The 18,957-nt window shown below is 73.2% G+C and carries 18 protein-coding genes; 12 read left to right on the forward strand and 6 right to left on the reverse strand.

Features of this window, described 5'->3' with window-relative positions:
• Positions 1-3: 3 nt before the first annotated feature.
• The 8 genes from H9652_RS09020 (at position 4) to H9652_RS09055 (ending at position 7,814) form a co-directional block, all read left to right on the forward strand.
• Complete coding sequence (locus H9652_RS09020; RefSeq protein WP_191795928.1) at positions 4-1,665, forward strand: bifunctional ADP-dependent NAD(P)H-hydrate dehydratase/NAD(P)H-hydrate epimerase; 1,662 nt, start codon at positions 4-6, stop codon at positions 1,663-1,665.
• A 69-nt stretch (positions 1,666-1,734) separates the two neighbouring features.
• Positions 1,735-2,448 carry a nucleoside/nucleotide kinase family protein gene (locus tag H9652_RS09025; protein WP_404822009.1) on the forward strand — a complete coding sequence of 238 codons (714 nt, stop codon included), beginning with the start codon at positions 1,735-1,737 and terminating at the stop codon, positions 2,446-2,448.
• Positions 2,449-2,505: 57 nt separating this feature from the next.
• Positions 2,506-3,504 (forward strand): pseudouridine synthase, encoded by a 999-nt coding sequence (locus H9652_RS09030; RefSeq protein WP_318244063.1) that lies wholly within the window; start codon positions 2,506-2,508, stop codon positions 3,502-3,504.
• Between the two features lie 194 nt (positions 3,505-3,698).
• On the forward strand, positions 3,699-5,018 hold the full coding sequence (gene alr / locus H9652_RS09035) for an alanine racemase (RefSeq protein ID WP_318244067.1): 1,320 nt from the start codon (positions 3,699-3,701) through the stop codon (positions 5,016-5,018).
• A complete protein-coding gene (gene tsaE / locus H9652_RS09040) occupies positions 5,015-5,674 on the forward strand; it encodes a tRNA (adenosine(37)-N6)-threonylcarbamoyltransferase complex ATPase subunit type 1 TsaE (protein ID WP_191795930.1) in 660 nt (219 codons plus the stop codon). The genes alr and tsaE overlap by 4 nt, the downstream gene beginning before the upstream one ends.
• A gap of 9 nt (positions 5,675-5,683) precedes the next feature.
• Positions 5,684-6,415, forward strand: coding sequence for a tRNA (adenosine(37)-N6)-threonylcarbamoyltransferase complex dimerization subunit type 1 TsaB (gene tsaB, locus H9652_RS09045; protein WP_191795931.1), 732 nt, complete (start codon positions 5,684-5,686; stop codon positions 6,413-6,415).
• Positions 6,412-6,960, forward strand: a complete 549-nt coding sequence (rimI, locus tag H9652_RS09050) for a ribosomal protein S18-alanine N-acetyltransferase (protein ID WP_191795932.1) — start codon at positions 6,412-6,414, stop codon at positions 6,958-6,960. Before tsaB ends, rimI begins: the two co-directional genes overlap by 4 nt.
• Positions 6,957-7,814, forward strand: a complete 858-nt coding sequence (locus H9652_RS09055; RefSeq protein ID WP_191795933.1) for a sulfurtransferase — start codon at positions 6,957-6,959, stop codon at positions 7,812-7,814. Before rimI ends, H9652_RS09055 begins: the two co-directional genes overlap by 4 nt.
• Positions 7,815-7,928: 114 nt before the next feature.
• Here H9652_RS09055 and H9652_RS09060 read toward each other — a convergent pair whose 3' ends face one another.
• Positions 7,929-8,570: a malonic semialdehyde reductase gene (locus tag H9652_RS09060; RefSeq protein WP_191795934.1), complete on the reverse strand. Its 642-nt coding sequence runs from the start codon at positions 8,568-8,570 to the stop codon at positions 7,929-7,931.
• Positions 8,571-8,735: 165 nt separating this feature from the next.
• Between H9652_RS09060 and tsaD the strand changes: the two genes are divergently transcribed.
• Positions 8,736-9,806 carry a tRNA (adenosine(37)-N6)-threonylcarbamoyltransferase complex transferase subunit TsaD gene (gene tsaD / locus H9652_RS09065; RefSeq protein WP_191795935.1) on the forward strand — a complete coding sequence of 357 codons (1,071 nt, stop codon included), beginning with the start codon at positions 8,736-8,738 and terminating at the stop codon, positions 9,804-9,806.
• 102 nt (positions 9,807-9,908) lie between these two features.
• Here tsaD and H9652_RS09070 read toward each other — a convergent pair whose 3' ends face one another.
• The 3 genes from H9652_RS09070 to H9652_RS09080 all read right to left on the reverse strand — a co-directional run bounded on the left by H9652_RS09070 (position 9,909) and on the right by H9652_RS09080 (position 13,242).
• A complete protein-coding gene (locus H9652_RS09070) occupies positions 9,909-10,658 on the reverse strand; it encodes a class I SAM-dependent methyltransferase (protein WP_191795936.1) in 750 nt (249 codons plus the stop codon).
• Between the two features lie 145 nt (positions 10,659-10,803).
• The gene (locus H9652_RS09075) at positions 10,804-11,940 is read right to left on the reverse strand and encodes a glutamate--cysteine ligase (protein WP_138825488.1); all 1,137 of its coding nucleotides are present in this window, start codon (positions 11,938-11,940) and stop codon (positions 10,804-10,806) included.
• Between the two features lie 3 nt (positions 11,941-11,943).
• Entirely contained in the window at positions 11,944-13,242 is a 1,299-nt protein-coding gene (locus H9652_RS09080; RefSeq protein ID WP_191795937.1) for a class I SAM-dependent methyltransferase, read from the reverse strand.
• Between the two features lie 203 nt (positions 13,243-13,445).
• On the opposite strand from H9652_RS09080, the gene groES reads away from it, so the two are divergent.
• Entirely contained in the window at positions 13,446-13,742 is a 297-nt protein-coding gene (gene groES, locus H9652_RS09085) for a co-chaperone GroES (RefSeq protein ID WP_030151887.1), read from the forward strand.
• 204 nt (positions 13,743-13,946) lie between these two features.
• On the opposite strand, the gene H9652_RS09090 is transcribed toward groES, so the two are convergent.
• Complete coding sequence (locus tag H9652_RS09090; RefSeq protein WP_030151886.1) at positions 13,947-14,234, reverse strand: WhiB family transcriptional regulator; 288 nt, start codon at positions 14,232-14,234, stop codon at positions 13,947-13,949.
• A 211-nt stretch (positions 14,235-14,445) separates the two neighbouring features.
• On the opposite strand from H9652_RS09090, the gene H9652_RS09095 reads away from it, so the two are divergent.
• The gene (locus H9652_RS09095; RefSeq protein ID WP_191795938.1) at positions 14,446-15,582 is read left to right on the forward strand and encodes a MerR family transcriptional regulator; all 1,137 of its coding nucleotides are present in this window, start codon (positions 14,446-14,448) and stop codon (positions 15,580-15,582) included.
• 94 nt (positions 15,583-15,676) lie between these two features.
• A complete protein-coding gene (guaB, locus tag H9652_RS09100) occupies positions 15,677-17,200 on the forward strand; it encodes an IMP dehydrogenase (protein ID WP_191795939.1) in 1,524 nt (507 codons plus the stop codon).
• A gap of 98 nt (positions 17,201-17,298) precedes the next feature.
• On the opposite strand, the gene H9652_RS09105 is transcribed toward guaB, so the two are convergent.
• Positions 17,299-18,840, reverse strand: a complete 1,542-nt coding sequence (locus H9652_RS09105; protein WP_225227968.1) for a UDP-N-acetylglucosamine 1-carboxyvinyltransferase — start codon at positions 18,838-18,840, stop codon at positions 17,299-17,301.
• Between the last annotated feature and the right edge of the window lie 117 nt (positions 18,841-18,957).

Below are 18,957 nucleotides of genomic sequence, written 5' to 3' on the forward strand. Positions count from 1 at the left end.
CCCATGATCGAAGCGTTCACCGTCGCCCAGGTCCGTGCCGCCGAGGAGCCGCTGCTCGCCCGCGGGGTCCCGCTCATGGAGCGCGCTGCGTTCGCGCTCGCGACGGTCGTGGCGCAGGACCTTCGGCGAGGCGCGCGCGGGAGGACGCCCGACGGCGCAGCGCGGCCTCGGCGGGTCACCGGACGACGGGCGGTGCTCCTCGTGGGATCGGGCAACAACGGCGGCGACGCCCTGTTCGCGGGGGCGTACCTGGCCCGGCGCGGTGTCGTGGTCGAGGCGGTGTGCACGAGCGAGCATCCGCACGCCGAGGGGTTGGCCGCGCTGCGTCGCGCGGGCGGGCGGGTGATCGACCTCGCGGCCCCGGCCGGGCGCGCGCCCTGGTCGCACGTCGTCGCCACGGTCCTCTCGGCCGACGTGGTCGTCGACGGGCTGGTCGGGATCGGCGCGACCGGGGCGCTGCGAGGTGTGGCCGGGGACCTGGTCGGGGCGCTCGTGGCCGAGCGGTCGCGGCGGTCTCCGGGCTGGTCCGGGCCCGGCTCCGGCCCCTGGGTCGTCGCGGTCGACGCCCCGAGCGGCACCGGGGTCGACGACGGCTCGGTCCCTGGGCCCGTCCTCCGCGCCGACCGGACGGTCACGGTCGGCGCGCTCAAGCCCGGTCTGCTGCTGCCCCCGGCGACGCATCTCGCCGGGGCCGTGACGCTCGTCGACGTCGGGCTGGAGGACGTGGGCGGCGCGGCGGGACCGCGGGTGCGGCGCCTCGAGCGCGCGGACGTCGCTCGGCTGTGGCCCGTCCCCGGGCCGACGGACCAGAAGTACACGCGCGGTGTCCTGGGCGTCGTCGCGGGCACGCCCACGTTCCCGGGGGCCGCGGTCCTGGCCGTGACGGCGGCGGTCCGCGCGGGCGCGGGCATGGTGCGCTACCGCGGGCCCGACGACGTCGCTCACGTCGTCGTCTCGGCGCGCCCCGAGGCGGTGCCCGCCGAGGGCAGGGTGCAGGCCTGGGCGCTCGGTTCGGGGATCCCGGCGGCCGAGGATCGGCTGACCGCACGGGAAGGCGGCGGGGACGGGGGTGGCGGGCGGAGCGCGGACGCCGGGCAGCACGAACGGATCCGGTACGCGCTCGCGGTCGCGTGCGGGTTGCTGTCCGAGGACGTCACCGGACCGAGGGTCCCCGCGGTGGTCGACGCCGGAGCCCTGTCGTTGCTCCCGGACCGTTGCCCGCCGTCGGTCGTCCTGACGCCGCACGCGGGCGAGCTCGCGACCCTTCTGAGCGCTCGGGGCGAGGACGTCGACCGCGAGGGGGTCGAGGCCGAGCCGTTGCGCTGGGCGCGCAGGTCGCACGACCTCACGGGCGCGACCGTGCTGCTCAAGGGGGCGGCGACGGTGGTCGTCGGTCCGGACGGGGCGTGGTCGCAGGCCGACGGACCCGCGTGGCTCGCCACGGCGGGGGCAGGAGACGTGCTCACGGGCCTTCTGGGCGCCCTGCTGGCGGCGTACGGCGAGCGCGTGGTGCAGGAGCCCGGCCTGGCGGCAGAGCTCGCTGCTGCGGCTGCTACGGTCCACGGGTGGGCGGGCGCCCGGGCGAACCCTGGCGGGCCGGTCGCGGCCCTGGACGTGGCCGAGGCGCTGCCGGGCGTGGTCGCGAACCTGCTCCGCCGAGGGTGAGACGCAACCTCGCCGAGGGTGACGGGCGAACCCGCCGAGGGCGACGAGACGAGAGACCGAGGGGGACGCGTGCAGAACGAGGGTGACCAGATCCTGGTCGAGGGTGACGTCACGGCGGACCTCGTGGCGCGGTGCCGATCACTCGTCGACACGGCCCGGCGTGCGCAGAGGACGGGCGGTCCCGTGCGGGTGCTCGTCGGGATCGTGGGTGCGCCGGGAGCCGGCAAGTCGACGCTCGCCGACGAGGTCCTCGCGTCGCTCGCCCACCCGGTCTCCGAGGCGCCCGCGGTGCGCGCCGTCGTCGTGCCGATGGACGGGTTCCACCTCGCCGACGCCGAGCTCGGGCGACTGGGGCGCCGCGACCGGAAGGGCGCGCCGGACACGTTCGACGCGCACGGCTATGTGGCGCTCCTCGAACGGCTCCGGTCGCCGCGCCCGGGAGTCACGGTCTACGCCCCGGCGTTCGACCGGGACCTCGAGGAGCCCGTCGCCGGGTCGATCCCCGTGGCGCCCGACGTCGAGCTCGTGCTGACCGAGGGCAACTACCTGCTGCTCGGCGAGGGCGACGACGAGGGGGGCTGGGACGCGGTCCGCGGACTCCTCGACGAGGCGTGGTTCGTGGAGCTTCCCGACGAGACCCGGATCGAGCGGCTCGTGGCCCGGCACGTCCGTCACGGCAGGACGCCCGCCGCCGCGCGCGACTGGGTGCTCGGCTCCGACGAGACCAACGCCCGGCTGGTGGCCTCTACCCGGGACCGGGCCGACGTCGTCGTGCATCCCTGAGCGCCGCCCCGGTCCACCGCGGAGGCTAGCGCGGGGGCAACGGCTACCGTGGTGGCCGTGCCCACCCCGACGACCCCCCATGACCCGCCGCGCCGCCGGCGGATCCCGTTCCAGCCGCTGCCCGTGCGGGACGGGCTCAACGCGACGCGCGTCGTCCTGCCGGAGAACGGGGACGGCAGCGAGGGGTCGCCCCGCTGGGAGACCGTCCTCGACCACCTGGTCCACCGCTTCCCCGACGACGAGCCGCGCCTGCGCGAGAAGGTCGCCGCGGGCGAGGTCGTCGACCACCTGGGGCGGGCGGTGACCGCGGAGACCGCCTTCGCGCAGCACGCGCGCGTGTTCCTCTACCGGGACCCGCCCGTCGAGACGCGCGTACCTTTCGAGATCGAGATCCTGTACCAGGACGACGACCTGGTCGTCGTCGACAAGCCGCACTTCCTCGCGAGCATCCCGCGAGGGGCGTTCATCGCGGAGTCGGCGCTCGTGCGGCTGCGCCGGGACCTGGAGCTGCCCGAGCTCTCGCCCGCCCACCGCCTCGACCGCGTGACCGGCGGGGTCCTCGTGCTGACCGTACGACCCGAGGTCCGCGGCCCGTACCAGACGCTCTTCGCCGAGCGGCGCGTGACCAAGGTCTACGAGGCCGTCGCGGGCGTCGACCCGGGTCTCGAGCTCCCGCGCGTCGTGCGCAGCCGCATCCACAAGGAGCGCGGCGTCATGCGCGCCTTCGAGGTGCCCGGCGAGCCGAACTCCGAGAGTCTCGTCGAGCTCGTGGACACCCGGGAGGTCGCGGCCGACCCAGGTCAGGGGGAACCCAGCACGCTCGGCCTCTACCGTCTGACGCCGCACACCGGCAAGACCCACCAGCTCCGGCTGCACATGAACTCGCTCGGTCTGCCGATCCTGCACGACAACTTCTACCCGACGTTCTACGACGTGCGCCCTGACGACTTCAGCCGCCCGCTCCAGCTCGTCTCGCGCTCGATCGAGTTCGTCGACCCGCTCAGCGGGAAGCAGCGGCGGTTCGAGACGACCCGCCCCCTGCAGGAGTGGTCCTAGGCCCGACGGCGTCACCGTCGGCGGGTGCGGGCGTCACCCTCGGCGGGTGCCACCGCAGGCGGGTGAAGGAACCGGTGAGAGAATCGGTGACCGTGAGCCCCTTCAGCGACCCCAGGCACGGATCCGCGGACGACTTCACCCCTCTCACGGCGGCCGGTACCCCGCACCCCGCCGACTACTTCCCTGCGCGTGCGGTGATCGACCTGGGCGCGATCCGCTCGAACGTCGAGGCGCTCGCGTCCCGTGCGAGCACCGCGCAGGTCATGGCGGTCGTCAAGGCCGACGCATACGGTCACGGCCTGCTGCCGAGCGCCCGCGCGGCGCTCGCGGGCGGTGCGACGTGGCTCGGCACGGCCCAGGTCTCCGAGGCGCTCGCGCTGCGTGCCGCCGGCATCGGCCCGGACCAGGCGCGGGTCCTCACGTGGCTCTACGCACCGGGCGCTCCGCTCCGGGCGCTGGTCGAGGCCGAGATCGACGTCTCGGTCGCCTCGGTGTGGGCCGTCGAGGAGGTCGCCGACGCGGCCCGCGCGGCCGGGCGCCCGGCCCGCGTGCACCTCAAGATCGACACGGGTCTGGGACGCAACGGGATCATGCCGGACCAGCTCCCGGCAGCGCTCGGCGCGGCGCTGCGGGCCGAGTCGGAGGGAGTGCTGAGCGTCGTCGGGATCTGGTCCCACTTCGCGTTCGCGGACGAGCCCGAGCACCCGACGGTCCTGCACCAGGTCGAGGTCTTCGACGAGGCGGTCCGCACGGCCGAGGGCGCGGGCGCCCGGTTCGAGGTGCGCCACCTCGCGAACTCCGCGGCGACCCTGACGAACCCGAGCGTGCACTACGACCTCGTGCGTCCGGGCCTCGCGGTCTACGGTCTGTCGCCGGTCCCGCAGCTCGGGACGCCCGACGACTTCGGTCTGATCCCGGCCATGACGCTCGAGGCCGAGCTCGCGACGGTCAAGCGCGTCCCGGAGGGCCAGGGCGTGTCGTACGCGCACGCCTACACGACGTCGCAGGCGACGGTCCTCGGTGTGGTGCCCCTCGGGTATGCGGACGGCATCCCGCGGCACGCGTCGGGCGCCCTGCCCGAGCGTCCGGGCGGTCCGGTGCTGGTCGGCGGCCCGGTCGACGAGGCGGGCGGGATCGACGGCACGGGCCGCGTCCTGCACGTCGCGGGGCGGGTCTGCATGGACCAGTTCGTGCTGGACCTGGGACCCTACGCCGCCGAGCAGGCGGGCGACGTCGTGACGCTCTTCGGTCCCGGCGCGGGCCTCGCGCGCGGCGGGGCCCCGACCGCGGAGGACTGGGCGCTGGCCGCCGGGACCATCAGCTACGAGATCACGACGCGCCTGGGCGCGCGCGTCCCGCGCGTCTACCGGGACGGCGGCGCGTCGGGCCCGACGGCGGAGCTCACCTCGGGCGGTGACGCCACCCTCGGGAGGCCCGCCCCGGCGCGGGCGGACCGCGCACAGGACCACACGCTGCGTGAGCGCACGCACGACGACCAGGAGTGGCTGTCATGACCGATCTGACCTTCGACCTGCCCGACGCGGACGCGACCCGCGCGTTCGGTCTGGCCCTGGCGCGCGAGCTGCGCGCGGGCGACCTCGTGATGCTCACGGGCGACCTGGGCGCGGGCAAGACGACCCTGACCCAGGGCATCGGCACGGGGCTGGGGGTGCGCGGTCAGGTCGCGTCGCCGACCTTCATCATCGCGCGGGTCCACCCGCCGCTCGCGGACGGCCCGTACCTGGTCCACGTCGACGCCTACCGGCTCGGCTCGCTCGACGAGGTGGAGGCCCTCGACCTCGACGCGAGCCTCGACGAGTCGGTCACGGTCGTCGAGTGGGGGCAGGACCTCGTGGAGTCGCTCGCGGAGGACCGCCTGGAGATCACGATCGAGCGCCCGCGGGGTGGTGTCGACACGTCTGCCACGGACGAGGCGCCCCGGTCCGGCGAGACCGACGAGCCGGTCGACCCGGACGACGAGCACGAGTCGCCCGAGGCCGGCGTCCGGCACGTGACCGTGCGAGCCCTGGGCGACCGGTGGGTCGAGGTCGCCGGCCTCGCCGACGGGCTGCGTGCGGCGGTCGAGGCCGCTGCGGAGCACGCCGCAGCGGACCCGGCCGCCGGCGGCTCGGCCCAGGACCTGGCCGCGCACCGGCCCGCGGATCAGTAGGCTGGGACAGTGGCAGTTCTCGCGCTCGATACGTCAGCCGCCGTCGCGGTCGCCCTCGTCGGGGACGGCGGTGAACGGCTCGCTGTGCGCTCTGCGGACGAGCGCCGTCGGCACGCCGAGACCCTGGCCCCGCTGATCAGCGAGGTGCTCGCCGAGGCCGGGGTGGACCGCACCGCGCTGACGGCCGTCGTCGCGGGCACGGGGCCCGCTCCCTTCACGGGCCTGCGGGTCGGGCTGGTCACGGCGCGCACGCTCGCGCTGTCGCTCGGCATCCCGGCGTTCGGCGTCTCGGGGCTCGACGCGATCGCCGCGCAGGCCGTGAGCGACCTGGGGCTGACCCCGGGCGAGGAGGTCCTCGCGACGGCCGACGCGCGCCGGCGGGAGGTCTACTGGGCGCGCTACCGCGTCGTGGCGCACGAGGGGCCGCACGCGACGCCGGTGGTCGAGCTCGTCGCCGGACCGGACGTCGGTCCGGCCGCCGGACTGGCCGACCAGGTGGAGGGCGCCGTGGTCGTGGGCGAGGGCGCCGTGCTCTACCCCGATCACCTGCCGCTCGCCGAGGACGCCCCGCTCGTCCCCGACGCGGTCGTGCTGGCGCGGCTCGCGATCGCGCGACGCGACGCGGGAGACGAGCAGCCCACCGAGCCGTTGTACCTGCGCCGCCCCGACGTCCAGGAGCCCGCGGCCCGCAAGCGCGCGACCGACGCGCTCCCGGCGGACCGGAAGGCGAGCGGGGCGTGAGCGCGCACTACGAGGTCAAGCTGCGGCCGCTGCGCGCGGCGGACCTGCCGCGCGTCGTGCGTCTGGAGCAGGAGCTGTTCGGCCCGAGCGCCTGGACGTACGGGATGCTGGCCGAGGAGCTCGGCGCGCTGGGTCGTTGGTACGTCGCGGCCGAGCCCGTCCGGATCTACGCGGCCGGTCCGCAGGAGCTCGTCGGCTACGCGGGGCTGTGGTTCGACGGTGACGTCACGCAGGTCATGACGATCGGGGTGGACCCGCAGTACCACCACCTCGGCATCGGGTCGGTACTCCTGACGGCGCTGATCGACCGTTCTCGCCAGGTCGGTGCGAGCGCCGTCCTGCTGGAGGTCGCGGTCGACAACGACGCGGCGCTGGCCATGTACGGGAAGTTCGGGTTCGAGCAGCTCGGTATCCGCAAGCGGTACTACCAGCCCGAGGACGTCGACGCCTACACCATGCGTCTCGAGCTGACCGACGACGCCACCGCACCTGTCCCTGCGGGCAGGGAGGGCGACGTGCTGCCCGACGAGCCGGGCGTCGCGTGAGCGCTCGGGACGCGGTGCTCGTCTCGGCGCGGGCGCTGCGCGACGAGCTCGCCGCGGGCACGGGGGACCTGGTCCTGCTCGACGTCCGCTGGGCGCTCGGCGTGACCGACGGCCACGAGCAGTACCTCGCGGGGCACCTGCCGGGTGCGGTGTTCGTGGACCTCGAGACCGAGCTCGCGGCGCCACCGTCGCCCGCGCGAGGTCGTCACCCGCTGCCGGACCTCGCCGACCTCCAGGCGGCGGCTCGCCGCTGGGGCCTGCGTGCGGGGTCGCGCGTGGTCGCGTACGACGCCGTGGGGGCCACGTCGGCCGCGCGCGCCTGGTGGCTGCTGCGCTGGGCCGGTCTCGCGGACGTCCGCCTGCTCGACGGCGGCCTCGGCGCCTGGACGGGCGCGGGCCTCGCCCTCGACACGGGGGAGGTGCTCCCGGTCCCGGGCGACGTCGTGCTGTCCCAGGGTGCGCTCCCCATGCTCACGCCCGACGACGCGGCGCACCTGGCGTCGTCGGGCGACGGGCTGCTCCTGGACGCCCGGGCGGGCGAACGCTTCCGGGGCGAGGTCGAGCCCGTGGACCCGCGTGCGGGGCACGTACCGGGCGCGGTGAGCGCACCGACCACCGGCAACCTGGGTCCCGACGGGCGCTTCCTCGACGAGGCGGCGCTGCGCGAGCGCCTCGCGGGCCTGGGCGTGCAGGGTGGCGCGAGCCGGCAGGTCGGCGTGTACTGCGGCTCGGGCGTCACGGCTGCGCACGAGGTCGCGGCCCTCGCGACGATCGGGGTCGACGCCGCGCTGTACGCGGGGTCGTGGTCGCAGTGGTCGAACGACGAGACCCGCCCGGTGGCCACGGGGGCCTGACCGGACGGGTCTGGGGTCGTGCGCAGGGCGGGTGCGACGAGCGGGGCGTCAGAGCACGGGTGACGCCGCGCCGCGCGAGGCCCGGGGTGCCTCAGCGCCTTCGGCGCTGCGACCTCAGAGGGTCTGCGACGCCTGGTCGAACGTGAGGCGCGTCTGGCGCGGGTACGTCGCGCCCTCGCCGGCCGGGGTGCCGACGTTGATGACGACGAGCGACTTCCAGCCGTTCTCGCCGAAGAACTCGGCGTCGATGCCGGCAGCGTCGAACCCGCCCATGGGGCCGACGTGCAGACCGGCAGCACGCAGGCCCACGATGAAGTAGCCGACCTGGATCAGCGCGGACGTGCGGGACATGCCCGCGCGGGTCTCGACGCCGGCCGCCTCGAGGTTCTCCTTGGCGCCCTCCATGTGCGGGGCGAGGACCGGGAGGTACTCGTGGAAGTTGGTGTCGGCCGCGGCGACGATCGTGAGCGGCGCGGCGAGGGTCTTGGCCTTGTTGCCGTCGGCCATGTGCTCGACGAGGCGCGCACGGGCCGCGGGGTCGCGGACCACGAGGAGGCGCAGCGGCACGGTGTTCATGGCGGTCGGGCCCCAGCGGACCAGGTCGTAGGCGGCCTGGATCTTCTCGTCGGGCACCGCCTCGTCCTCGAACGCGTGCACGGTCCGAGCCTCGCGGAACAGGAGGTCGGCGGTCGAGGCGTCGATCTCGAGCAGGTCGTCGAAGGCGGCGTCGATGGGGGTGAAGGTCTCGGTGCTCATGCCTCGGTCAACAGTTGAAGGATCAATCACTCTTCCCGGTCGGGGCCGTGACGTGCGACACATCCGGGCCCGGGTGCCCTCCCGGGGGCTGGACACGGCACCGCCTCGCCGGGCCGGCGCCGCGGCGCGCACGACGACCGCCGCCACGCGACTACCCTGGGAACCATGGTTTCTGGCGGTTCCTCTGACACCCTCGGTGCGCCCCTGGTCCTCGGGATCGAGTCGTCCTGCGACGAGACGGGCGTCGCGCTCGTGCGCGGTCGCGAGCTCCTCGTCGACGCGGTCGCGAGCTCGATGGACGAGCACGCCCGCTACGGCGGCATCATCCCCGAGGTCGCCTCGCGCGCCCACCTCGAGGCGATGATCCCCACGATCCAGCGCGCGCTCGGCGAGGCCGACGTCGACCTGTCCGAGGTCGACGCGATCGCCGTGACCGCCGGGCCCGGCCTCGTGGGCCCGCTCACGATCGGCGCCTCGGCCGCCAAGGCGCTCTCGATCGGCTTGAACAAGCCCCTGTACGGCGTGAACCACGTGATCGGCCACGCCGCCGTGGACGAGCTCGTCCACGGCGAGTTCCCCGAGCGCGTCATGGCGCTCGTGGTCTCGGGCGGGCACTCGTCGCTGCTCCTGGTCGACGACATCGCGACCGACGTGACCGAGCTCGGCTCGACGCTCGACGACGCCGCGGGCGAGGCCTTCGACAAGGTCGGCCGCCTCCTCGGCCTGCCGTACCCGGGCGGCCCGCACATCGACCGCCTCGCACGCGAGGGCGACCCGACCGCGATCCGGTTCCCGCGCGGCCTCACGGCCCGCAAGGACCAGGAGAAGCACGCGTACGACTTCTCGTTCTCGGGGCTCAAGACCGCGGTGGCGCGGTGGGTCGAGGCCCGGGTCGACAGCGGCCTCGAGGTGCCACTCAACGACGTCGCTGCCTCGTTCGCCGAGGCCGTCGCCGACGTCCTCACGGCCAAGACCATCGCGGCCTGCCAGCGGCACGGCGTCGAGACCCTCGTGGTCGGCGGAGGCTTCAGCGCGAACTCCCAGCTGCGCGACATGGCCGCCGAGCGCTGCGCCGAGGCCGGCATCGACCTGCGGATCCCGCCGATCCGCTACTGCACCGACAACGGCGCGATGATCGCCGCGCTCGGGTCCGCCGTCGTACGGGCCGGTGTGGCGCCGTCGGGACTGGACATCCCCGTCGACTCCTCGATGCCGCTCACGACCGTCTCGGTCTGAACCGGGGCCGGGCTCGGCCCAGAACGGGATCGAGGTCGCCATCTCCTCGATGACGACCTCGATCCCGTTCTCGTCGCGCTGCCCGCTGAAGCGTGCCGCGCCTCAGCGGGCCGGGCGCAGCAGGAACGTGAACTCGTCGGCGTCCGCCGCGGCGTGGTGCCCGTCCTCGTCCTGGACGGCGACCGTCTCCAGGCCCGCAGCCGTGGCGAGCGCCCGGAACCCGTCCTGGGTGTACCAGTGGATCGTCCAGAGCCGCTCCTCGACCGTGGTCGCGCCGTCGAGGAGCCGCTCGTAGCGCAGCGCGCTGCGCTGGGTCCGCGTGTGCTCGTCGCGCTCCTCGGCCACGACCGCGACCCGCAGGACGGCGCCGTCCTCACGCGTCGTCTCGCGGGGGACGCCCACCGCGTCGGGGGGAGTGGGCGACGGGACGAACAGCGGGACCAGGGCGGTCCCGTCGTCGGTCAGGTGGGAACGGATGCCGCGCAGCGCCGCGAGGGCCGTGTCGTCGTCGGGCAGGAGGCAGAACGTGGGCCCCGCGAGGAAGACCGAACGGTACGTGTGCGGCAGGTCGAGGGACTCCATGCGCTGGTGGTGGAGCGTCACGTCGAGCCCCTGGACGGCCGCGAGCTCGCGGCACCGCCCGAGCATGTCGGCCGACGAGTCCACGCCCTCGACGTCCAGGCCCAGCGAGCGCAGGACCAGGAGCGGGTCCCCGTCGCCGCAGCCCAGCTCGAGGGCCGGCTCGCCCGAGTCGAGCACGAAGCGCGCATAACGCTCCGGATCCTCGTAGCCCGACTTCAGGGGAGCGTAGAGCTCGGCGACGATGCCCGTGTAGAAGTCCGCAGGATCCATGCGTCCCATGGTCTCAGCAGGGGCAACGCAATTTCCGGACCGGCGCGCGGGGCGCTGCGGGACGGCCGTGGCCCAGGCGCGGTCGGGCCACCCGAGCGGGCGACGTGGCGACCTGCGGTGCCCCGCGCTCCGCCGTCGGGCACCGTCAGAGCGGGCGGCCCGCCCGCATCTCCGCGACGAGCGCCCGCACGACGGCGTCGAGCTCGCCCCCGTTGCGCCGTGCCACGGCCCGCTGCCGCTGGTAGGAGGCGCCCCGGCGCAGGATGAGGCGTACGTCGTCGAGCTCGGCGAGGCACCCGAGGCGCGCGGCGACCGGCTCGAGCTCGACGAGCAGCTTGCTCACGGCTTCGGTCACGAGCTCCTCGTTGCCCGCGCGGTCGAGGATGATGATCGCGTCCATGCCGTAGCGCGCCGACCGCCACTTGTTCTCCTGCGCGAACCACGCCGGGATCGTGGGGAGCTCCTTGCCCTCGTCGAGCAGCGTCGACAGGTGCTCGACCAGGCAGTGGTTGAGCGCGGCGAGCGCGAGGACCTCGGTCAGGTTGGTCGCGCCGTCGCAGATGCGTGTCTCGAGCGTCCCGAAGCGTGGGGACGGCCGCAGGTCCCAGCGGACCTCGTCGAACTGGTCGATCACGCCCGTGTGCATCATGTCGCCCACGTAGCCCTCGAGCTGCTCCCACGTCTCGAACTGAAAGCCCAGGCCCGCGGTCGGCAGCTGCTGGAACATGAGCGCACGGTTCGACGCGTAGCCCGTGTCCTTTCCGCCCCAGAAGGGCGACGACGCCGAGAGCGACTGCAGGTGCGCGAAGTACCCCAGCATGGCGCGCGAGATGGGCAGCACCTTGGCGCGGTCCTCGATCCCGACGTGCACGTGCACGCCGTAGATGAGCATCTGCCGCCCCCACCACTGCGTGCGGTCGATGAGGGTCGCGTAGCGCTCCTTGTCCGTGACCTTCTGCTGGGCCCAGCGCGCGAACGGGTGCGTGCCCGCGCTCATGAGCTCGACGCGCAGCGGGTCGGTCAGGACGCGGATCTCCTCGATCGCGGCCTCGAGGTCGCGGCCGGCGTCGCCGACCGTGCGGCACACGCCGCTCACGACCTCGACCGTGTTGAGGAGCAGCTCCTGGCGGATGTGCGGGTGCTGGGTCCCGTCGGTGGGCTCGACGGCGTCCAGCACGGTCTGGGCGACCTGGCGCAGGTCGCCCGAGTCCTTGTCGACGAGCGCGAGCTCCCACTCGATGCCGACGGACGAGCGTTCGGACCGGGCGAAGGGAAGGTGCACCGATCAGCCCCTTTCAGGAGGCGTGGGGGAGTCGAGGACGCTCGTGCCGTCGGGCCGGGTCAACGGCTCGACGACCAGGACCTGCTGCGATCCGCCGACCCGGGTCAGGACGACGGTCGCCTCCGCGGTACCGCGCAGGTCGAGCTGCTTGCGGAGCTGCTCCGGCACGACGGCCGTGCCCCGCTTCTTGATGGTCAGCCGCCCGACGCCCCGCTCGCGCAGGTACGCCTTGAGCTTCTTGAGACTGAAGGGCATGACGTCCAGGACGCGGTACCCGGTCGCAAGATCAGCACTGTCGGCGCTGCCCACGACCGCGCGCGGCGCGGGGTGGTCCGTCGTGACGTACGCGATGGTCCGGTCCAGCAGCCGACCGCCGAGCTCCTCGGCGGCGTGGGCCACGAGCCCGGCCCGGATGATCGCGCCGTCGGGCTCGTACAGGTAGTGCCCGACGGCGCCGACGTCCGGCACGGGCTCGTCGTCGCCCTGGTCGTGGCGCAGGGTGCGCGACACGGTGCGGTGGTTGCCGTCCGCGTCGGTCGTGGTGCGCAGCACGAGGGCCGTGCGCCCGGGGCCGTCAGGGGCCAGGGGGCCGAACCACAGCGCGGCCTCGACGACGTCGCCGTCGACCGAGACCCACTGGGTCTCCGCGTCGGTGGGCAGGCCGGCGTGCGGGATGCCCGGACCGACCTTGATCCCGACCGCGGGCACGACCGAGCGCAACGCCCACACGTCGTCGAGTGGGGGAGCGTACGAGCGCGGGTCGAAGATGCGGGTGCCCGAACGCGTGCGCCGGGCCGGGTCGGCGAACACGCCGTCGACGCCCTCGGCGACGAGGTCGATGCTCAGGCCGTCGGCGTGGCGGACCTCGGCCTCGGGGAAGTGGCGCAGGTTGACCGTCGCGATCGAGGCGGTGACCTCGTCGATGTCGGTCGCGAGGACCTGGAGGCCGGTCCCGGCGAAGGTCATGGAGTCCGCGCCGATGCCGCACGTCAGGTCGGCGACCTTGGTGACCCCTGCCGCGTGGTAGCGCTGCGCGTGGTGGGCCGCGACCACGAGCCGGGTCGCCTGCTCGAGGCCGTCCTGGGTGAAGAGCATGCCGTCGGCGAACGCGTCGAACTTGAGGTGCGCCTTGGCGCGCAGGCGGGACTGGGTGAGGGCCGCCGCGGCGAGCTCGGGGTCGACGCCCTGGGCGCGCAGGCCGGTCGCGAGCACCATGGCCTGGCGCTCGTCGTAGGGCGGGAGCGCGCTGAGGAGCGACCATCCCGCGGGGCTGAGCAGCTTGGTCAGTGCCGACGCGTCCATGCATCGATCTTTCCACGCCCGGTGCTCGTTGGCACTCGCCTTGACCGAGTGCTAATGCGGACCTAGATTGAGCGTAGGTCGTCCACACCCTCGGGTGAGGGCGACAAGAGCGACACCCGCCGGTCCGGCACCCGCGACGACGGACGGCAGGCAGCGCTCGACACCTACCCGTTGCAGTTCTCACAGCGAAACGGAGGTCCGACGTGTCGGTCCCCATCAAGCCGCTCGAGGACCGGATCGTCGTGAAGGCCCTCGAGGCCGAGACCACGACCGCATCCGGCCTGGTCATTCCGGACACCGCCAAGGAGAAGCCCCAGGAGGGCGAGGTCCTGGCCGTTGGTCCGGGTCGTATCGACGACAACGGCAACCGCGTCCCGCTGGACGTCGTCGTCGGCGACAAGGTCATCTACAGCAAGTACGGCGGCACCGAGGTCAAGTACGGGGGCCAGGAGTACCTGGTGCTCTCCGCGCGCGACATCCTCGCCGTGGTCGTCTCCTGATCTTCTGATCACAGGCTGACGTCCAGCAGCTCTGCTGGTGACGAAGGGCCCCGCAACCTCTGGGTTGCGGGGCCCTTCGTCTGTCCGGTGCCGGCGGGATCTCGAGGCCGGCGCGGGCGCCGGGGACGGGTGGTGGGTGCGGTGATACGGGGTGGTGCCGGGTGCTGCGCGGGCGGGGGGCCCGCAGGCCGGCGGGCCGGAAGGTCAGCCGGTCTTCGCGACGCCGGCCAGGATCGCGGCGCGCTCGTCCTCGCTGAGGCCGCCCCAGACCCCGTAGGGCTCGCGGACCTTGAGCGACTGCTCGCGGCACTGCATCATCACCGGGCACGAGGCGCAGATCGCCTTGGCCGCTTCGGCGCGTCGTCGTCGGGTCGAGCCTCGCTCGCCCTCCGGGTGGAAGAACAGGGTGTCGTCCTGGTCACGGCACGAGCCCTGGTACTGCCATTCCCACAGTTCCATGACCGGTCCGGGGAGCCTCGAGATCTCTGTCATGGAGCACAACCTACAAGCGTTGCAGAAGTTGTTCAAGTGGCTGAGGTGGGCAACTTCATGAACCGGTTCTTGGTGGTCTGCATCGATTTGCGTCCGGAGTGGCGCGAACCGCACTCGTTTCAGGAGTGATTCAGCCGATCCGGTCATCACGGACTGAGACACGCCGCGTCCGAAGTGGCGAGCGGCTGGACCGGTCGGCAGAATCGGGTGCATGACTTCACTCCGGTCCGCCCCGAACCCCGGCGGGCCCCGACGGAAGGCGACCGAGGCACCAGCTCTCGCCGTCGCGGCCGTCGCCAAGAGGCTGGGCGTCGCCCCGGCCACCCTCCGCACCTGGGACCGTCGGTACGGTCTCGGGCCCTCCGAGCACACCGCCGGTTCCCACCGGCGGTACACCGCCGACGACGTCGCACGGCTCGTCATCATGCGTCGCCTGACACTCGAGGGGGTCGCCCCGGTCGACGCCGCGCGCGCAGCGCTCGACGCCGACGAGGCCGAGCTGGCCCTCGAGATCGAGGTCGAGGACAGCGACGACGCCGACGACGCCGACGGCGCCGAACGTTCCGACGACGGCGACGGCGACCCCGAGCCGGGTGCAGCCCCCTCCCCGGCGGCTGAGACCCCGTCCGGAGGGGTGCGGCTTCTGCGCGCCGTGCCACGGGCGTCCGACGACGAGCCCGTGCGTCTCGGTGCTCCGCGCCCGACGAGCGTGTCCGACGTCGTGGACGCCGCCATCGCGTTCGACCAGAAGAAGTGCGACCAGCTGCTGCGTATCGCCCCCGGCGCCGACCCCGGCCACTGGTGGTCGACGCTCGTCGAGCCGGCGCTGCACCGCATCGCCGAGCGGACGTTCCTCGCGTCGCCCGGCGAGATGCCCGAGGTCGTGTTCTCCAACGCGACGCTCGCCGCCCTGCGCGAGTACACGCACGCGTCCGAGGAGGCGCTCGTCGCGGGAGGCGGTCCGCCGCCCAACCACCCGAGCCGCATGCGCCGGATCGTCCTGATCTTTGCCGCCCCGGGGGAGCAGGTGCCGCTCGCGGCGCACGCCCTGGCCGCGGCGCTCGGCGCCCAGGGGGCCATGGCGCGCATCGTCACGGGCTCGGCCACGGCGCACCGCTCGCTCGAGCTGGTCACCATGGTCCGCCCCGCGGCCATCGCGGTGGTCACCATGCAGCCCAGGCCCGTGCTCGACGTCGTGCACACGTTGCACGAGGCCAACCCGGACCTGCCGATCTTCGTGGGTCTCGCGAACGACGAGGCCGCGGCGAGCCTGCCCTACGCCTCGACCGTCCAGCGCGTGCGCAGCTTCACCGGGTTGCTCCACGAGGCCCTCGCCGTCGTGCGGTGACCTGCGCCACGCGCAGGCTCCTGGCCATCACCCGGCCGTCCCGGTGGCGGGACGGCCGGGAATATGCAGGAGGGCCTGAGCGTAGAATCTTGATGTGACCGACTCTCTCGCAGCCCCCGCACACGACCCCTTCGGCTTCACCGGACTGACGTACGACGACGTCCTCCTGCTCCCGAACGAGACGGACGTCATCCCGAGCGAGGTCGACACGACCGCCCGGCTGACGCGCGAGATCACCATGTCCGCACCGCTGCTCTCGGCCGCGATGGACACCGTGACCGAGTCGCGCATGGCGATCGCGATGGCCCGTCAGGGCGGGATCGGCATCATCCACCGCAACCTGTCGATCGAGGCGCAGGCCAAGGAGGTCGACCTCGTCAAGCGGTCCGAGTCCGGCATGATCACCGACCCGGTCACGGTCGGCCCCGAGGCCACGCTCGCCGAGCTCGACGCGCTGTGCGGCCAGTACCGGGTGTCCGGTCTGCCCGTCGTCGAGCCTGACGGCACGCTCGTCGGCATCATCACGAACAGGGACCTGCGGTTCGTCAACCCCGCGGACTTCGCCGAGCGGCGAGTGTTCGAGATCATGACGCCCATGCCCCTCGTGACGGCTCCGATCGGCATCGCGCGCGACGACGCCGCTGCGCTCCTGGCCAAGCACAAGATCGAGAAGCTCCCGCTCATCGACGCCGAGGGGCGCCTGGGTGGCCTCATCACGGTCAAGGACTTCGTCAAGACCGAGCAGTACCCCGGCGCGACCAAGGACGGCGAGGGTCGCCTGCGCGTGGGCGCCGCAATCGGGTTCTTCGGCGACGCGTGGACCCGTGCGACCGCGCTCGCCGAGGCCGGCGTGGACGTCCTGGTCGCCGACACCGCGAACGGCCACGCACGCCTCCTGCTCGACATGATCCGCAAGCTCAAGGCGGACCCGGCGTTCAAGGACGTCCAGGTCGTCGGCGGCAACGTCGCGACCCGCGCGGGCGCGCAGGCGCTCGTCGACGCCGGGGCGGACGGCGTCAAGGTCGGTGTCGGACCGGGCTCGATCTGCACGACCCGCGTCGTTGCGGGCGTCGGCGTACCGCAGGTCACCGCGATCTACGAGGCCTCGCTCGCGTGCCGCCCGGCCGGTGTCCCGGTCATCGGCGACGGCGGCCTGCAGTACTCGGGCGACATCGCGAAGGCGCTCGTCGCGGGCGCGGACACGGTCATGCTCGGCTCGCTCCTCGCAGGCTGCGACGAGAGCCCCGGCGACCTCGTGTTCGTCAACGGCAAGCAGTACAAGCTCTACCGCGGCATGGGCTCGATCGGGGCCATGGCCTCGCGCGGCAAGAAGGTGTCCTACTCCAAGGACCGCTACTTCCAGGCAGACGTCGCGAGCGACGACAAGATCGTCCCCGAGGGCATCGAGGGACAGGTGCCCTACCGTGGCCCGCTCGGTGCCGTCGCGCACCAGCTCGTCGGCGGCCTGCACCAGTCGATGTTCTACGTCGGCGCGCACACCATCCCGCAGCTCCAGGAGCGCGGCAAGTTCGTGCGCATCACGCCGGCCGGGCTCAAGGAGTCGCACCCGCACGACATCCAGATGACGGTCGAGGCACCCAACTACACGGGGCGCTGACCTCGCGGCCCGGCAGGACCCGGGCGCGGGACGAGACGACAGGACGGGCGCGACCCTCGCGAGGGTCGCGCCCGTCCTGTCGTCCGGCGACGTCGAGGTCAGTCGCGGAACGTCTCGATCCGCGCGCCGAGCTCGATGAGCCGCTCCTGGAGCTGCTCGTAGCCGCGCGAGATGATGTCGACGTTGCGCAGCACCGAGGTGCCCTTCGCGGCGAGCATCGCGAGCAGGATCACGACGGCGGGCCGCAGCGCCGGCGGGCAGCTCACCTCGGCGCCCGACCAGTGGGTCGGGCCCATGATGTCGAGCCGGTGCGAGTCGAGCAGCCGGACGTCGGCGCCGAGGCGCGTGAGGTCCGTCAGGTGGATCGCGCGTCCCTCGTACACCCAGTCGTGGATGAGGGTGTGCCCGCTCGCGCACGCCGCGATGACGGCGAAGAACGGCAGGTTGTCGATGTTGAGCCCCGGGAACGGCATGGGGTGGATCTTGTCGATCGGCGCGTGCAGCTCGCTCGGGTGGACGGTGACGTCGACCAGGCGGGTGCGGCCGTTGAGGGCCAGGTACTCGGGGGAGAGCGAGTAGCGCAGGCCCATCTCGGACAGCGTCGCGAGCTCGATCTCCATGAACTCGATCGGCACCCGCGCGACCGTGATCTCGGAGCCCGTGACGATGCCGGCGGTCAGGAGGCTCATGGCCTCGACGGGGTCCTCGGACACCGCGTACTCGACGTCGGCGTCGATGTCGGTGCGTCCGTGGATGCGCAGCGTCGTGGTGCCGATGCCCTCGATGCGCACGCCCAGGAGCTCCAGGTAGAAGCAGAGGTCCTGGACCATGTAGTTGGGGCTCGCGTTCCGGATCGTCGTCACGCCGTCGCGAGACGCGGCGGCCATGATCGCGTTCTCCGTGACGGTGTCGCCGCGCTCGGTCAGCACGACGCTGAGGTCCTGGGCGCCTGGGGTCGCGACGACCGCCTCGTAGTTGCCCGAGGCCGCGGTGACCGACAGCCCGAACGGGCGCAGCGCGATCATGTGGGGCTCGACGGTCCGGGTGCCCAGGTCGCAGCCGCCCGCGTAGGGGAGCGAGAACTCGTCCTGGAGACCGAGCAGCGGGCCGAGGAACATGATGATCGACCGGGTGCGGCGGGCTGCGTCGACGTCGATCGAGGCGAGGTCGAGCTGCTCGGGCACGATGATCTCGAGGTCGCGACCGTCGGCGGACCACGTGGCCTGCACGCCGATGCTGCGCAGGACGTCGACGATGCGGTCGACCTCCACGATGCGGGCGACGCGGCGCAACGTGGTGCGCCCGCGGTTGAGGAGCGACGCGCACAGCAGGGCGACAGCGCCGTTCTTCGAGGAGTTGACCTCGATGCGGCCCGAGAGCACGTGGCCGCCGCTGACCCGCAGGTGGGAGTGCTTGGGGGCTCCGAACGAGATGATCTCCGAGTCGAGCGCGGCGCTGATCCGGGCGAGCATGTCGAGGCTCACGTTCTGCGAGCCCTGCTCGATCCGGTGGATCGCGCTCTGGCTCGTCCCGAGGCGCTCGGCGAGCTGGGCCTGGGTGAGGCCCTTGTTCTGGCGTGCGCCGCGGATGAGGGCGGCGACCTGTGCGAGGTGCTGGGGTGCTTCGTCGACCATGGTCATGAGCCGACGATAACTCATGGATGAGATAACAGCGCGTCGATCCCGTGGGCTCGGCGGGACTTCACGGGATCATCACGAGCGGCCCATATGTTCTATGAGGTTTTGCGGTCCGACGAC

The organism is Oerskovia rustica, from assembly GCF_014836555.1.
Lineage (GTDB): Bacteria > Actinomycetota > Actinomycetes > Actinomycetales > Cellulomonadaceae > Oerskovia > Oerskovia rustica.